This window comes from Rhizohabitans arisaemae (genome assembly GCF_025996515.1).
GTDB classification, from domain to species: domain Bacteria; phylum Actinomycetota; class Actinomycetes; order Streptosporangiales; family Streptosporangiaceae; genus Rhizohabitans; species Rhizohabitans arisaemae.
Genome location: NZ_BLRH01000014.1, coordinates 330,087 through 345,871 on the forward strand (window position 1 = coordinate 330,087; position 15,785 = coordinate 345,871).

Sequence of the window (15,785 nt, forward strand, 5' to 3'; positions counted from 1 at the left end):
GGAGGGTGGGACACACACCTTCTTCCTCCCCTCCCTCCCCCAGGAGCTCCCCATGCGAAACACCGGAGCGGTCGCGACGATCGCCGTACTGGGCCTGCTCGCCGCCGCCTGCGGGTCCTCCTCAAGCGGCGGCGGCGGTGGCGTCGACGCCGGGAACGCCGTCTTCAGCTTCGCCGTCTCCGCCGACCCGGGGGCACTCGACCCGGCCATGGCGATCACCGGGGAGACCCGGGCCACCGTGTACATGGCCTACGACACGCTGGTGAGCACGGACCCCGCGGGGAAGACCGTCTCCGGCCTGGCCGAGAAATGGGACGTCACCCCGGACGCGGTGACCTTCACCCTGCGCGGGGACGTCACCTGCTCCGACGGGTCCAAACTGACCGCCTCGGACGTCGCGGCGAACTACAACCGCATCGCCGACCCGGCGACCAAGTCCCCGCTGAACGGCGTGCTGGTGCCGGCCGGGATGAAGGCGACGGCGGACGACGCGGCCGGGACCGTCACCCTGAGCATGCCCGAGCCGTACAGCTTCATCCTGGAGAACGCCCGGGACGTCTTCATCGTCTGCGGCAAAGGCCTGAAGGAGCCCGCCCTGCTCGCCAAGCAGACTTTCGGCACCGGGCCGTACGTGCTGGCCGAGACGGTCTCGGGTGACAGCTACACCTTCACCAAGCGGAAGGGTTACACCTGGGGGCCGGGCGGGGCGACGACCGACGACCCGGCACACCCCGGCAAGGTCGTGGTCCGGGTGGTGCAGAAAGAGCAGACCGCGGCGAACCTGCTGATCTCCGGTGGGCTCAGCATGGCGCTGTTCAGCGGGACCGACCGGGCCAGGCTGGAGGCCAATCCCGCGATCACCAAGAAGGTGCTCCCCTACGTCAACGGCGACATCATGTTCAACCAGGGCAAAGGGAAGCTCGGCGCCGACCTCGCGCTGCGCAAGGCCCTCATGCAGGCGGTGAACCTGGACGAGGTGGCGAGCCTCGCCTCGCTCAAGACCGGCCGGACGCCCACCGGGATGACCATGAAGCCGAGCCCGTGCACCGCGGACTCCGTCGCCGGCAACCGTCCCGTCTTCGACGCCGCGGCCGCCGACGCGGCGCTCACCGCCGCCGGATGGGCCCGCGGCGGTGACGGGATCAGGGCGAAGGACGGCGCGAAGCTGACCCTGAACTTCCTCTACACCGACCAGCTCGGTCCCGGCGCGCAGGTCGGAGCCGAGTACATCGCGGACGCCTGGCGCAAGCTCGGCGTCGACATCAAGCTCACCGGCGCCCCGTCGACCAAGTTCTACGAGACGCTCAACACCACCGGCGACTGGGACGTGACCTGGAGCTCACTCGGGGTCACGCTCCCCTCCCAGCTGGTCGCCCTCTACTCGGGTAAGGGGGCCCCGGACGGCGCCAACTTCGCGCACCTGGCGAACGAGGAGTACGTCGAGCTCACCGGCAAGGCCATGAAACTCACCGGCGAGCAGGCCTGCGCGCTGTGGACCCAGGCCGAGACATCGCTGATCAAGAACCTGGACGTGCTCCCGGTGGTGGAGACCACGAACCTCGTCGCCTCCAAGGACGCGACCGCCGAGCTCTACTCCGGCTCCGTCCTGCCCCACTCCATCCGCATGACCACGGGCAAGTGAGCGCCGGGTACGGCGGCCGCGGCCGCCGTACCCGGCGCTCAGACTCCGGCCGCGGCGTCGTACAGGGTCCGCAGGGCTTTGTGCGACGCCGATCCGGGTTCGGCGACGTAGGTGACCAGCCGCTGGTCGGTGTCCGGGATCAGGAGCATCTGGCAGATCACCCGGATGGCGCCGGTCAGCGGGTGGTACACGAGCTTGTGCCGGTCACGCTCGACCACCACGTCGTAGGCGGCCCACAGTTCGGCGAAGGCCGGGCTGAGCGCGGTCATCTCGGCCACCAGTTCCTGAATGCAGACGTCCCCCGGGTAGCGGGCCGAGGCCGCGCGCAGGTCCGCCACCACCATCCGGGCGAAGCAGTCCCGCTCCTGCCGCCCCGCCCATCGACGTCCCCCGGCGCGGAACGTCCAGCGGATCACGTTGCGCTGGGGTCCGGGGGTGGTGTCCAGATCCCCGAAGAGCAGATTCGCCATGCGGTTCCAGGCGAGGATGTCATAGCGCGCGTCCATCACGAAGGCCGGCACCGTGGTCATCGACTCCAGCAGGAGCAGGACCCCGGGGGCCACCTCCCGGCCGGGCCGGGTGCCGAGCGGCTGCTCCCGCCCGGCCAGGTGGAACAGGTGTTCCCGCTCGTGCGCGGTGAGCATCAGCGCGCGGCCCAGCGCGCTCAGCACCTGGCGGGACGGCCGGGGGCCGCGGCCCTGCTCCAGCCGGATGTAGTAGTCGATCGACATCCCCGCGAGCTGCGCCACCTCCTGGCGGCGCAGCCCCGGGGTACGGCGGGTGCCCCCCTCGGGGAGGCCCACCTCACGCGGGGTGATTCGCGCCCGGCGGGAGCGTAGGAAACGGGCGAGCTGCTCTTTGTCCACCCCTCCAGCATGACGTGGATCGCGGGTTCGCAGGGTGGTACGGCCGATCCCACCCTCGCCGGTCCCAGGCCCGGCGGGTCTCTCCCGCCGTCGATCCGGGCGGGCCAGGATGACCGCATGATCGCTCTCATCACCGGGGGCAACCGGGGCATCGGCTACGAGACCGCCCGGCTGCTTCTCGACAGGAACGTCACCGTCGTGATCGGCGCCCGCGACGCCGACCGCGGATCGGCGGCGGCCGCCCGGCTCGGCGCCCGATCCGTCCGGCTGGACGTCACCGACCCCGCGTCCGCCGCGTCCGCCGCCGACTGGGTCGCCCGGGAGTACGGCCGGCTGGACATCCTGGTCAACAACGCCGGGGTGGGCGTCTGGGACCAGGCCCCCGCCGACACGACGCCGGACACGATGCGGACGGTCTACGAGACCAACGTCTTCGGGCCCGTCTTCGTCACCAACGCCATGCTCCCGCTGCTGCGCAAGGCCTCCGCGGCCCGGCTGGTCTTCGTCTCCAGCGGCCTGGCGTCCATCGGGCTCGCCCTGGCGGGGGACGAGGGGTTCCTGAACAACCTCTCCTACAACTCCTCCAAGACCGCGCTCAACGCAGTCGCCGTCTCCTACGCCCGGGACCTCGCCGACACCTCGATCAAAGTCAACATCGCCGACCCCGGCTACTGCGCCACCGACATGACCGGCCACGCCTCCCCCCGCTCCGCCGCCGAGGGAGCCGCGGTCATAGTCCAGCTGGCCCTCCTCGACAAAGACGGCCCCACGGGCACCTTCATCAGCGAGGACGGCCCTCACCCCTGGTAAAGACGGCCCACGTCCGTTGTTCTTTCCCCGATCGCTCCTAGGTGGGTGGCCACGTGCGCGCTCGAAACGCCCCCGCGATCTGGACTGAGGGAGGCGTCGCCGCGCTAGCGGCGGCGCCTGACGAGGGAAGACGCGGGTATCCGGTGTTTCGAGCCGGCCGAGCGGAGGCTCGGCCAAAAGACGCTGGTTCTTGACGGTGACCGTGCCTAACGCGGTGAGCACCTCCGGGTTGTCACCTTGGCCGGGACTACAGGGCCAGGCAAGCAGGTGTGGTCGGGCTCGCAACCACGCACCTGCTCACCGCCTTAGGAGAACCCGCTCTCACAAGCCTGTATTTTCAACATCGACCGCGATCGGTTCGTGCCGCGCAAACACCGCGCGGCACGAACCGCCGCGCGCATTCTCGCGCCGCCAAGAGCGCGGCGCGAGAAGTGCGGACGTAGCGCGACCGACCCTAAGATCCAGCCGTGCCTGCGACCCTGCCGGGGCGAATACCCCAGGGCGGCACGCCTAGGGCCCGGAGCTCGGTCTGAGGTACGGGAACATCACGATTGTCGCTGGCATCCTGGACTTGAGTCGGCTTGGGTATGACTTGACGGAGGTATCACTGCTGATTTGTGTTGGTATCAGAGCCGGAGGCGCCCATGCCGATCGCCCAGCCGCTACGACCGGAGGATCCGGAGCGGCTAGGCAGGTACCGCCTGGCCGGTCGGCTGGGTGAGGGGGGCCAAGGCGTGGTCTACCTGGCCGCCGACCCCGGGCGTGGGCCCGAGCCGCTCGCGGTCAAACTCCTGCGTACCGCCTTGGACGGCGAGCAGGCGCTGTTCCTGCGGGAGGCGGCCGCGGCTCAGCAGGTGGCGCGGTTCTGCACCGCGCAGGTGCTCGACGCCGGGGTGGCCGACGGCCGTCCGTACATCGTCAGCGAGTACATCGAGGGGCCGTCGCTCCACCGTGAGGTCTCCCGGAACGGGCCCCGCGCCGAAGGGGCGCTGGAGCGGCTGGCCATCGGTACGGCGACCGCGCTCGCGGCGATCCACCACGCGGGCATCGTGCACCGCGACTTCAAGCCGCAGAACGTGCTGCTCGGCCCGGACGGGCCGCGGGTGATCGACTTCGGCGTGTCCAGCACGCTCGACGCGGTGGCGACCGTGACCGGCCGGGTGATCGGCACCCCGGCCTACATGTCCCCCGAACAGGTGAGCGGGGAGCAGGTGGGTCCGGCCGCCGACGTGTGGGCGTGGGGGGCGACGATCGCGTTCGCCGCCAACGGCTGGCCGCCGTTCGGGGGAGACTCGATCCCCGCGGTCCTCCATCGGATCGTCTACGAGCCGCCGGACCTCGGCGCGCTCTCCGGGCCGCTGGCCGACCTGGTCGCCCGGAGCCTGGACAAGGATCCCCGGCGGCGTCCGACCAGCCAGGAAATCATGATCCTGCTGCTGCACGCCCCGGACCCGGACACCGGCGCCGGGCCGCTCCCCGAACGTCCGGCCCGGCCGCGCCGGACGGGCGACCGGGAGCGGCGGCTGCGCTCGGCCGCGCTCGCGGCGTCCGGCTCGCTGCTGGCGAGTGTGGGCATCTTCGCGGTGGTGCTCTATCCCGTCCTCACCGGAACGCCGCGCCGGACCGTCCAGGAGGGGGCGGCCGCCCCCGTGCCCCCCTCCACCGTCGCGACCCCGTCTCCGACCAAGGGGAAGGCCGGCGCCAAGTCACCCGGTCCCCGGGCCTCGCCCACGGAGGCGTCGTCCCCGGTCCGGGTGCCGCGGGTGAACGGGCTGAGCCGCGCCGCCGCGGAGAACGCGCTCCGGCGGAACGGGCTTGTCGTCGGCGCCGCGGTCAAGGTGGATTCCCGCCTCCCCATCGGGCAGGTGGTCGCGGCGTCGGTGGACTCCGGGGTACGGGTGGAGCGGGGTACCCGGGTGGATCTGGAGATCTCCGCGGGGATCGCCGTACCGGGCCTGGCGGGGCTTTCCCGCGAGGCGGCGGAGGCCAGGCTCAGTCGGGCCGGGCTGGCCACCGGGGAGGTCGGCTCGGCGTGCGGGGAGGGGCCGGCGGGGCGGGTGCTGGCGACCAACCCGGAGGTGGGCGGGCGGTTGAGCGGCGGCGGCCGGGTCGACCTGGTGCTCGCGGCGCCGGGGGGTGAGGTCCCGGACGTGGTCGGCCTCGGTGAGGACGAGGCGAGGGGCGGGCTGCGGGAGTTCTCGGTGAAGGTGCGGACCAGGGTGACCAACGTCGATTCCGACTACGGCAAGGTGGTCGCCCAGTCCCCGGCGGCCGGGTCCTGCGCCGAGTCGATTGTGATCACTGTCGCCGTGTTCGAGGAGCCCTCCGACGGGAGTGGCCCCTCCGGGGACGGGACGCAGGGCGGATACGTGGAGCGGCTGAGTTTCCGGGTGCCCTCGTCGACGAACTGACCCCCGTGAGCCGTACTGTTTGTACGGAAATTTCGGGTGGGACGGCTAAGTGAGGTAGGCACTGTGGGCTCCATGCTGGGTCGGCTGGGTGGCTGGTGCGCACGACACGGGAAGCTGGTCGTCGCGTTGTGGATGGCCGCGGCGATCGGGCTGACCGTGCTCTCCTTCGGCGTGGGGCGTCCCGTCAGCAACGACGTCCGGCTCCCCGGGACCGAGTCCCAGCGGGCCATCGACCTCGCCCAGGAGAAATTCGGCCCCGGATACGGCCCCGGCGGCCTGGTCCATCTGGTGCTCTACACCGGCCGTGGCAAACTCACCGGGACGCCGGAGCGAAAAGCGGTCGACCGAGCGCTGGAGGAGATCCGCAAGCTGCCGAACGTGGTCTCGGCCGAGAGCCCGTACCGGTTCGGCGGCATCTCGGCGAACCAGCAGATCGGCCAGGTCCTGGTCCGCCTCACCGGCGTCGACTCCAGCCGGCTGGGCGAGGTGGGCAAGCGGATCTCCGCGGCGGCCGAACCCGCGCGGGCGGCGGGCGTCGAGGTGGTGCCGGTCGACAACGGCACCCCGGCGGACAAGGAGATCAAGACCGGGACCAGCGAGATCATCGGCTTGCTCTTCGCCGCGGTCATCCTCGTCGCCGCCTTCGGCAGCGTGGTGGCCGCCGGGATCCCCATCTTCGCGGCGATCCTCAGCCTCGGCGCGGTACTCGCCGTGATCGGCATGCTCGGCCACGTGGTGGACGTGCCGCAGACCGCGCCCGTGATGGCGTCGATGATCGGCCTCGGGGTGGGGATCGACTACGCGCTGTTCCTGCTCTCCCGGCATCGGCGGCTCCTGCAGGACGGGATCGACGTACCCGAGGCGGTCGCCCGTACCGTCTCCTCCTCCGGCGGCGCCGTCGTGTTCGCCGGCGGGACCGTGATCGTCGCGCTGAGCGGGTTGATGCTCGCCGGGTTCCCGATGCTCATCACGCTCGCCTGGACGACCGGCGTCGCCGTGCTCGGCGCCGTCCTCGCGGCGATCACCTTCGTCCCGGCGCTGCTCGGGCTGCTCGGCCACCGGGTGAACGCGCTGCGGATCGGCGGGACGCGGCGCGGCCGCCGTGGCGCCGGCTCCGGCGGAGGGTGGGGCGCGATCGCAGGGTGGGTCTCCGCCCGCCCGTGGCGGGTGCTGATCGGTACGGTGGTGGTGCTCGGCCTGCTTTCCGCGCCCGCGCTGGGGCTGGGGATAGGGCAGCTCGACGACGGGTACGCCGACCAGGGCACCTCGACCAGGCGGGCCTACGAACTGATCTCCGCCGGGTTCGGGAAGGGCGCCCCCGCCCCGATGTTCGTCGTCGCCGAACTCGGCACCCCCGCAGCCTCCGCCGAGACGGATCCGCGGCTGGAGGCGCTCGAAGAGCGGCTGAAGCGCCAGGACGGGGTCGCCCACGTCACCTCCTACACGATCGCGGACGATCGGACGGCCGCGCTCCTCACAGTGATCGCCGAGACCGCGCCGAGCGATCGGGAGACCGTGGAGCTGGTCGACGCGCTCCGCGACCTGGACCGGCGGCCCGACCCGGCCATGCCGGATGTGAAACTGCTCGTGGGCGGGGAGGTGGCCGGACTCGCCGACGCCGGTGACCTCATCCTCGGCAACACCTGGCCGGTCCTTTGCCTGGTGGTCGGACTCAGCGCGCTCCTGCTCCTGTTCGCCTTCCGGGCGCCGTTGGTCGCGCTGAAGGCGGCGCTGATGAACCTGATCTCGCTGGGGACGGCGTTCGGCGTGATCACGGTCGTGTTCACCTGGGGCTGGGGCACCTATCTGATCGGCCTGGACCCGCCGCCCTCGGCCTACGCCGGGTATGTGGAGCCGCTGGTGTTCTCGATGCCGATCGACGCCTACGTCCCGCTGCTGCTGTTCGCGGTGCTCTTCGGGCTCTCCATGGACTACGAGGTGTTCCTGCTCACCGCGGTCCGGCAGGCGTTCCTGCGGACCGGGGACAACCGGGGGGCCGTCGCCGAGGGGCTCGCCGCGACCGGGCGGGTCATCACCTCCGCCGCCCTCATCATGGTGGTGGTCTTCGCCGCGTTCGTCGCCTATCCCGATCCGGTGGTCAAAGTCTTCGGCATCGGCCTCATGGTCGCCATTCTGGTGGACGCCACGGTCATCCGCGGCCTGCTCGTCCCGGCTACGATGATTTTGCTGGGACGGTGGAACTGGTGGTGCCCGCGCTGGCTCGACCGGCTGCTCCCCGACCTCTCGATCGCCGATCACGGGGACACGCCGGAGGCACCACCGACTCTCCGGAAACCCGACAACGTACTGGTGTGACCTTGCAAGTGGGTTTTAGGTCGATTGCAAGGCGACGGGAGCAGAGTCGGAGTGTCAGGTCTAGGCCCTGCTGGAGGCGAGCATGCCCGACATCACGTCCTTACGCAGGGATGATCCGGAAAGTCTGGGTGGCTACCGGCTGCTCGGCCGACTCGGCGATCTCTACGTAGGCGAGGCCGCGTCCGGGATGCGGGTCGTGATCAGACCGCTCGGCCCGTACCTCCGGCGCCGGCTCGTTCCGGAGGTCACCGCGGCCCGGCAGGTCGCGTCCTTCTGCACCGCGCAGGTGATCGACGCGGACCTCGACGCCGAACCGCCCTACCTCGTCAGCGAGTACGTCGACGGCCCCGCGCTCAGCACCCTGGTCGAGACCGAGGGCCCCCGCCAGGGCAGCGCGCTCTCCCGCCTGGCGGTGTGCACGGCCACCGCGCTCGACGCGATCCATCGGACGGGAACGGTACACCACGACTTCACCCCCGAACGGGTTCTCATCGGCGCCGCCGGGCCGCGGGTCATCGGCTTCGGCGTGCCCCGGCGGCTGTCGGTGACCTCCTACACCGCACCCGAGCAGCTGACGGACATCTCCGCCGATCAGGCGGCCGACATGTTCAGCTGGGCGGCGACGATCCTGTTCGCCGCGGGCGGGCGGCCGCCCTACCGGCCCGATCGGGTCCGCCCGCACATCACCGGGGAGCTCGCCGAAGTCCTCGCCGCCTGCCTGGACCGGAAGCCGGAGCGGCGGCCCAGCGCCAGAAACGTCCTCCTCCAGCTGCTCGGCCAGGAGGAGCAGGTGGGCGAGGAGTCGATTCCCACCCGCGAGCTGCCCCGCAGGCCGGTGGCCCGAAGCGCCGTACCGCCCACCCGGGAGCACCGCGTCGCCGCCGCGTCCGAGGCCCCCGGCGGCGGACCCGTTCCCGGGCCGGGCGCCCCGGGTCCCACGCCGGGAGGATCCGCTCCGGTACAGGCCGGATCCGTTCCCGCGCAGGGCGGGCCGGGGAACTTCGGGGTGGATCCCCAGGCGGACACCGTGCCGAGGAGGGTGATCCCGGCCCAGGCCCCCGCTCCGACGAAGGCGGCCGCGCATCCGAGCGTGGTGTACCCGATTCCGGCGGGGCCGCCGGTGGGGGCTCCCGCCGTACCGGCCAAACCCCGGCGGAGGATTCTGCCCGCCGCGCTCGCCCTCCTGGCCATTCCGACCCTCGCCGTTCCCGTACTCATCGTGCAGTCGGGATGGCTTGCCGGCTCCCCCAGCGGTGTGGCGGCCGTGTTCACCGGCCAGACGTCGCAGAGTCCGGTCGCGACCACGGGGGAGGCCCCGGCCGGTGGGCCGCCGGAGTCGGACGCACCGGCCGAAGCGGAGAAGACCACGGTCACCGGTGAGCCGGCGCCCTCGGCCGTCCCCCGGGAGCCCGAAGCGACGGAGCCACCGGCTCCTTCGCCGTCCTTGGCGGAGTCCCCGCCGACGGCCGAGCCGGGCGTCGGCCGGCCCGCGCAGGGTTCGCCGGACGCGACAAAGGTGTCACCGGCCCGATGGGAGGGGGTGGTCGGCACCTGGCGAGGCCGGGCGACCAACCCCCGCACCCGGGAGAAGTCGCTGTTCACGGTGCAATTCGCCGGGGACCGGGAAGCGGGGAGCGCGACCTGGGGAACCGGCCCGCGCTGCCGGTACGAGCTGGTCTTCGACGGACGGGTCGGCACCGGCGTCCGGGTGAAGGTGGAGCGCGCGGACACCGCCCGAGGGTGCGAGGCGGCCGCCGTCATCGTCTTCACACCGGCCGACGGCCGCCGGTTGAGCTACACCTCGGACGGCGGTCTTCCGCCGGGGAGCGGGACCCTCACCGACTTCGGCGGTTGACCGCGGAACGGCGATGGCGTCCGCGCGCCGCGGCGAACACTCCCGGGACGGCTGGGATCGGCAGCCGGGTCCGCGTGGTGAGGTAGGCGATCGCCACCGCCGCGGAGAGCAGCAGGGCGGTGGGTTCGACGGGGGAGTCCACCGAGGGCGCGAACGGCGAGCCGGCTTCGGGTCCGGCCGGGTGCGAGACCTGGGTGAGCGCCTTGAGGGGGAGCGGCTCCTGCGGCCGTTCGGGCTGAGGGGGCGCGGATGTCGTGGCGACCCGTCCGGCGGCGGCCGCGGGGGCGGGCTCCGTTGCGCCGGCCTGTCCTGCCACGGAGAGAGTCTGCGCGCTCTGGTACACGGCCGGAACGGTGGATACGGGGTGGATCGGGGGAGTGAGCGGCTGGGCGGGCTCCGGTTCGGATGCCGTGCTCAGCAGCCGGGCCTCCAGACCGGCCGGAGGCGGGGTGTCCGCCTCGGTCAGGGTGGTCTCCTCGGCGGCCTTCCGCTCCTTGATCTTCGCGGGATAGCCGTATCCGGCGACCCTGCTCTCGTCGCGGACCTTGCGCTTGGCCTGGCCGCCGTCGATGTTGCCCTCGATCGTGTGAATCTTGTCGCCGACCACTTTGACCACGATTCCGACATGGTCGACGTCGTCGACGTCGTTGCCGCCGGACCAGTCGTAGAAGACGAGCGCGCCGGGTTCGGGCCGGTCACCCCAGGCGTCCTGCTTCTTGAACCACGCGGCGTGCCAGGGGGTGAACGCGAACTCGCCGATGTACTCCTCGACCCCGGTCTCCCGGGCGGCCCAGGCGAGGAACATGTCGCACCAGGCCGCGGTCTTGAACGCGGGGTCCGTGTCGACGTTCTGGCTGTACCAGTCGCCGAACTTCGTGTAACCGTTTGACTTCTCTTGGTACCCGACCTCATTGGCGAGTAGCTGGATCATCTGTTCTAGTTCAGGGATCATAGTGTGGGGGAGCCACTCCGGCCCGAAAACACATCGCGCCGCCTGCGCGACAGAGCCTGACGAGTCACTTTTGTTGATCTTTGGCGCAGGTGTCCCACCCGGCGAACGGGGCTCGTCGGCGGGACGTGGCGGCGCCATCTGTCCTATGCGGTTTTCCGTGAGAGGGCATATTACCTGCGGAAAGACCAGGTAAAGCAAGCCTCAAGAAATGGTGATCGGGCGTGTCGGACGCCAGGTCTCCGGATCTTCGGCCGTCGGCGGATCGGCCGGGAACCTCAACGGAGTCGCGCTTTCGGGTGTCTGGAGGCCTGTGTTTCGGCTACCTGATTATGGGGAAAACGGGCGTGTAGTCAGGCAAAGAATCTACCAAGCGTATGTTTGGTGTCGACATATCAACGCTACACAATGTATGCGAATGGTCGACAAAACGTAACGTTGCCTGGTCGGAGTCGTGGCTTCGCCCGTACCCGGCGGTTCGGACACGACGATGGCGCGGGACCGGGTCGGTCCCGCGCCATCGTGGACGTCGTTATCCCGGCTCACCCGGCGGCGGGGATTCCTCGTCGCCGCCCGGGGTCTCGCAGTTGTTCCCGACATAGAAGGTGATCGTGGTCCCGCGTTGCACCTTGGTGCCCGCCGGGGTCCGCTGACTGAGCACGATGTTGCAGCGGCCGGGGGCGGAGAGGACACTCGCCCGGAGCCCGGCCTCCTGCAGGGCGCCGATCGCGCTGTCCCGGTTCAGGCCCGTCAGACTCGGGACGTTCACGCAGTTGTCGCCCACCTGGATGGTGACCGCGGCGTTGTCCCGCACGATCGTCCCCGCCTGCGGGCTCTGGCCGACCACCCGGCCACAGGTGCCGGCGACCCGCACCGGGTTGGCGCGAAGCCCCGCCTCCGCCAGGATGCCGGACGCCCGCTCCTCGCTCGCGTTCCGGACGTTCGGGACCTCGATCCCGTACTCCCCGACGGTGATGGTGACCGCCTCACCCCGGAAGCAGGTCTCAGGGGCGGGGTTCTGGGCGAGCACCCGGCCGTGCAGGTCCCGGTTGGTGACGGTCTCGGTGGCGCGTACGTGGCCGAACCCCGCGGCCTTGAGCTTCCTGATCGCCACACCTTCGGTGCCTTCCCGCACATTCGGCACGATCCGACCGGGGTGCTCGTAGGTGCGCTGAGCGGACACCCCCTGATTGGACGCCGCGCGGTCGGTGGTGAGCACGACCTTGCGGAGGAACCGCTGACCGCATTCGAGGCCGGGGAAGCCCGACCGCAGGGTGACCTGATGGGTCTCCTTGCCTGCCAGATTCGCGGTGACGACCTTGGAGTCGGACCCTCCGCCGGCGGAGGCGGCGAAGCCTTCCCCACCGCGGGCGTTGCTGGTGAAGGTCCCGGTGAGCAGGACCGGCTTGGGGTGGTAGGTCTTCACCGTCAGGGTGACGTTCTGCCCGTCGAAGTCGACACCGGAGATCTCCGGCGCCGGGCACTTGGGTCCCTCCACCGTGTAGGTCTTGTTCTGGACGGCCTTGGGCGCGGGTTTGGTCGTGAGGACCACTTCGAAGGTGTTGGGCCGCTCACACAGCAGTGCACCGAACTTGGTCGTCCAGGAGACCTGGTGGGTCGCGGCGCCCTGAACCGTCTTGGAGTCGTCCGCGACTCTGGCACCGTTGAGCCGGTAGGTCGCGACTATCTGCACCGAGCCTTTCCCGTAGGTCGTCACGGAGCCGCGGACCGTCGCGTCGTTCCAGGAGGCGATCGTCACGTCGGGCGCCGGGCAGGTGGGGCCCTTGACCGGACGTACCTCGGAAACCGTCGAGCCCTGCTGCTTGGGCGAGGTCCACGCCCGGATCCGCCGGTAGACCGTCTGGTCGCACTCGGGTTCGGTGAAGGTCTGGGTGAACCGCCGGCTGTAGGAGGTGTCGCCGCCGAGCGGCGTCGAGGTCTGCCCACCCACCGGGGTGAGGTTGCCGGCGCTCGGACCCTGGGCGAACTCGGTGAACAGGGTGACCGGGTCACCGTTCGGCGTCTCGACGGCGACGTCGGCCTGCTTGCCGTCGAACTTGGCGATCTCCACCCGCGGGGGCGGGCACCTGTCGCCCCGTACGGTCTGCGAGGCGGTCCGGACGCCGTTGTCCGAGGCCGGGGAGGTGCTCGCCTGGACCGTCCAGGTCTCGACGGTGCCGCAGGCGGGCTTGGCGAACCGATGGGCCAGCCGCTCGTCGTAGGTCCGCTCGCCCTGGAGCCGCTTCTGGCCGTACCCGATGATCTGTCCGTTCCGCAGGTATGTCGTCATCAGCGTGCCGCGGGCGGGGAGGTTCGCGGCGACCCGCAGGTCGGCCACGCCGTTCTCCCAGTTCAGAATCGTCAGATTCCGGTACGCCAGGTCGGGCGGCGGCGGGGGGACCGTCGGTGGCGGTGGCGGTGGCGGTGGCGTGCTCTCCCCGCCGTCCGTTTCGGTGGGGGTGGGCGTGGGGGTCGCCGTCTGCGGGATCTCGTTGGGCCGGTCGATGGGGTTGATCGCGATGGGCGCCTGCGGCCGTTCCTTGCCCGCGTTGATCGCGTAGGCGACACCGCCGACCCCGGCCGCGATGACCAGCGCCCCCACCGTGAACTGCACCGCGTGCGCACGCAGGGTCCGCAGCACGGTCTGCCCGACCGTGAGCCCGCCCGTCGGGCCCCCGGCGGGACTGAAGGGGAAGAGCAGGACGAGGAGGCCGGCGAGCTCGGCGAGGTGCCGGCGCCCCCGCTCCTCCCAGTCCGGCCCGTACCCGGCGACGGCGGCGGACTCCAGCTCGGCGATGAACGCGGAGGCGCTGACGGGCCGGTCGGTCGGGTTCTTGGCGAGTCCCCGCGCGATGAGCGGGCGCAGCGGGGCGGGTGCCCGCTCCAACGGGATCACGGCGCTCTGGTGCAGGTGCCTGAGCACGGACAGATGCGTGGACTCGTACGGGCGGTGCCCGGTGACGCACTCGAAGAAGACGCAGGTCGCGGCGTAGACGTCCGTGGCCGGGGTGGACATGACCGGGGTGAGCCCGGGCTGGGCGGGCCACTGCTCCGGCGCCATGTAGTACGGGGTGCCCGCGGGGGCGCTCGCCGTGCCCGAGCGGGCGGCGATGCCGAAGTCCACGAGCTTGCTCCGGCCGGCGTCGGTGACGATCACGTTCTCGGGCTTGTAGTCCCGGTGCACGACTCCGGCCGCGTGCGCGGCGGCGAGCCCCTTGAGCGAACCCTTGAGGAGGGCCAGCGCCGCCTCGGCGCCGGTGGCCCCGTTCTCCCGGAGCATCGCGCGCAGGGAGACGCCCTGCACCAGCTCCATGACGATCGCCGCGCCCGCGTCGGTCTCGATGTACTCGTAGAGCCGGGCGACGTTTGGGTCGAGCGTCTCGGACAGCAGGCCCGCCTCATGGCGGAACTGGACGAGGAACTCCGGATCGTTCCGGAGGTTCTCGGCAAGGTACTTGATCGCCACCGGGGTCTGCGTGGCATCATGGGTTGCCAGCATCACTCGACCGCCGGCTCCGGCGCCGAGCTGCCGGATTTCGCTATAACCAGAGACGGACCAGGCGTCCACGTTAGCCTCCACGGATGACCGTGGCCCGATCGTCGCCCTCCCCGTTCCGAGCGTCAAGTGAGTTCCAGGGCCGGTAAAGGCCCGGCAAGCCGCCCGGACGCCCCCTGCGGGCCCGGTACGGCTCAGGCGCGTGGATTACACGCTGTCGACCTGCGAAAACGTCGACCCCGCCGAGGTTTCCCGGCAGGGTCGGGCACTTCTTACAGTTCGGTGAACGTCGGTCTTGACCTCGTGGTTCAGGCCCGGAAACGGGTGACGCCGCCCGGTCGAGACGGTGACTCGACGGGCGGCGTCGTGATCCTGTACCTCAAGCGGGGACTGGTGGCCCCGAAGCGAGACGATCAGGGATTACGCCGGGATGCGGCGGTTGTGCGACGTGTGGGGGGCGGCCGGTCAGCTCTTGCCGGAGCTGCGCCGCTTGCCGAAGAACGGCAGCCGGGACATCAGGCCGCCGCCGGCCTTGACGCCGCCCAGCGCGAGGAAGGCGGCCAGGATCGTGCCGGTCAGCGGGTCCACGGCGGTCAGCTCGGGAGCCGGGGCCGCGGGGGTGGTCGAGGCGGCGGTGGTCGTGGTGGTGACCTCGGACTCGCTCGACTTGTTCTTCTCGCGGACGATGTCGGGGTGACCGTATCCGACGACCTTGCTCTCGTCGCGGACCTTGCGCTTGGCGACACCGCCGTCGATGTTGCCCTCGATCGTGTGGATCGTGTTGCCCTCGACCTTGGTCACGACGCCGACGTGGTCGATGCCCGCGATGGTCTTGCCGCCGCTCCAGTCGAAGAAGACCAGAGCACCGGGTGCGGCCTCCTTGTTCCAGGCGCCCTTCTGCTGGAACCAGGTGGCGTGGTAGGGGGTGTAGGCGAACTGGCCGACCTCTTTCCAGGTGCCGGTCTTGCTGGCGGCCCAGGAGATGTACATGTTGCACCAGGCGCCGTTCGCGAACGCCGAGTCCTTGGCGACGTTCTGGCCGTACCACTCGCCGAACTTGGAGTAGCCGCTGGATTTTTCCGTGTAACCGAGCTCCGCCTCAAGGGCCTGGATCAGCTTCAGAGTTTCAGGAGTCATATGCGTAGGGGAGCCGCTCGAGCCATGCTGAGGATCGCTTCACCGTAACGACCAGGCGTACCGAGCCACTTTTGTCGAATGTTGGCACTGGTGCTCTTGGGGGGTCGACCGTGTCAACCGCGGGGCGAGCACTGGTGAGGCCAATTGGTCATTTGATTACCTGGCAACGAGACTACGGGGTTAAAGCCGAGTTGTCATTAGTCAAAGGGACGGCCACGGGATTGCCGCGAAAGGCTCATAAAGATCGTCGATGTTGAGCGGGTATGTGCTGAATCCGCTCTCCTGTAAGGGATTCGCACGCGT

The 15,785-nt window shown here is 70.6% G+C and carries 9 protein-coding genes; 5 read left to right on the forward strand and 4 right to left on the reverse strand.

What is annotated here, in order from left to right:
• Window positions 1-52: 52 nt before the first annotated feature.
• The gene (locus RUR_RS08065) at window positions 53-1,642 is read left to right on the forward strand and encodes an ABC transporter substrate-binding protein (RefSeq protein WP_283134286.1); all 1,590 of its coding nucleotides are present in this window, start codon (window positions 53-55) and stop codon (window positions 1,640-1,642) included.
• 38 nt (window positions 1,643-1,680) lie between these two features.
• Here RUR_RS08065 and RUR_RS08070 read toward each other — a convergent pair whose 3' ends face one another.
• Window positions 1,681-2,508 (reverse strand): helix-turn-helix transcriptional regulator, encoded by an 828-nt coding sequence (locus RUR_RS08070; RefSeq protein WP_283134287.1) that lies wholly within the window; start codon window positions 2,506-2,508, stop codon window positions 1,681-1,683.
• Between the two features lie 117 nt (window positions 2,509-2,625).
• Between RUR_RS08070 and RUR_RS08075 the strand changes: the two genes are divergently transcribed.
• The 4 genes from RUR_RS08075 (at window position 2,626) to RUR_RS08090 (ending at window position 9,900) form a co-directional block, all read left to right on the forward strand.
• Window positions 2,626-3,318 carry an SDR family oxidoreductase gene (locus RUR_RS08075; protein ID WP_283134288.1) on the forward strand — a complete coding sequence of 231 codons (693 nt, stop codon included), beginning with the start codon at window positions 2,626-2,628 and terminating at the stop codon, window positions 3,316-3,318.
• Window positions 3,319-3,962: 644 nt separating this feature from the next.
• Window positions 3,963-5,729, forward strand: coding sequence for a serine/threonine protein kinase (locus RUR_RS08080; RefSeq protein WP_283134289.1), 1,767 nt, complete (start codon window positions 3,963-3,965; stop codon window positions 5,727-5,729).
• 72 nt (window positions 5,730-5,801) lie between these two features.
• A complete protein-coding gene (locus tag RUR_RS08085) occupies window positions 5,802-8,045 on the forward strand; it encodes an MMPL family transporter (RefSeq protein WP_283134290.1) in 2,244 nt (747 codons plus the stop codon).
• 82 nt (window positions 8,046-8,127) lie between these two features.
• The gene (locus RUR_RS08090; RefSeq protein WP_283134291.1) at window positions 8,128-9,900 is read left to right on the forward strand and encodes a serine/threonine protein kinase; all 1,773 of its coding nucleotides are present in this window, start codon (window positions 8,128-8,130) and stop codon (window positions 9,898-9,900) included.
• Here the strand turns inward: RUR_RS08090 and RUR_RS08095 are convergent.
• The 3 genes from RUR_RS08095 to RUR_RS08105 all read right to left on the reverse strand — a co-directional run bounded on the left by RUR_RS08095 (window position 9,881) and on the right by RUR_RS08105 (window position 15,482).
• On the reverse strand, window positions 9,881-10,831 hold the full coding sequence (locus RUR_RS08095) for a CHAP domain-containing protein (protein WP_283134292.1): 951 nt from the start codon (window positions 10,829-10,831) through the stop codon (window positions 9,881-9,883). The genes RUR_RS08090 and RUR_RS08095 overlap by 20 nt on opposite strands.
• A gap of 550 nt (window positions 10,832-11,381) precedes the next feature.
• The gene (locus tag RUR_RS08100) at window positions 11,382-14,429 is read right to left on the reverse strand and encodes a serine/threonine protein kinase (protein WP_346349025.1); all 3,048 of its coding nucleotides are present in this window, start codon (window positions 14,427-14,429) and stop codon (window positions 11,382-11,384) included.
• Window positions 14,430-14,810: 381 nt separating this feature from the next.
• Window positions 14,811-15,482 (reverse strand): CHAP domain-containing protein, encoded by a 672-nt coding sequence (locus tag RUR_RS08105; RefSeq protein ID WP_283134294.1) that lies wholly within the window; start codon window positions 15,480-15,482, stop codon window positions 14,811-14,813.
• Window positions 15,483-15,785: the final 303 nt, after the last annotated feature.

Bases quoted from the DNA above. Each gene is read 5' to 3' on its own strand.
- RUR_RS08065 (WP_283134286.1), top strand. From the start codon at position 53: ATGCGAAACACCGGAGCGGTCGCGACGATCGCCGTACTGGGCCTGCTC.
- RUR_RS08075 (WP_283134288.1), top strand. From the start codon at position 2,626: ATGATCGCTCTCATCACCGGGGGCAACCGGGGCATCGGCTACGAGACC.
- RUR_RS08080 (WP_283134289.1), top strand. From the start codon at position 3,963: ATGCCGATCGCCCAGCCGCTACGACCGGAGGATCCGGAGCGGCTAGGC.
- RUR_RS08085 (WP_283134290.1), top strand. From the start codon at position 5,802: ATGCTGGGTCGGCTGGGTGGCTGGTGCGCACGACACGGGAAGCTGGTC.
- RUR_RS08090 (WP_283134291.1), top strand. From the start codon at position 8,128: ATGCCCGACATCACGTCCTTACGCAGGGATGATCCGGAAAGTCTGGGT.
- RUR_RS08095 (WP_283134292.1), bottom strand. From the start codon at position 10,831: ATGATCCAGCTACTCGCCAATGAGGTCGGGTACCAAGAGAAGTCAAAC.
- RUR_RS08105 (WP_283134294.1), bottom strand. From the start codon at position 15,482: ATGACTCCTGAAACTCTGAAGCTGATCCAGGCCCTTGAGGCGGAGCTC.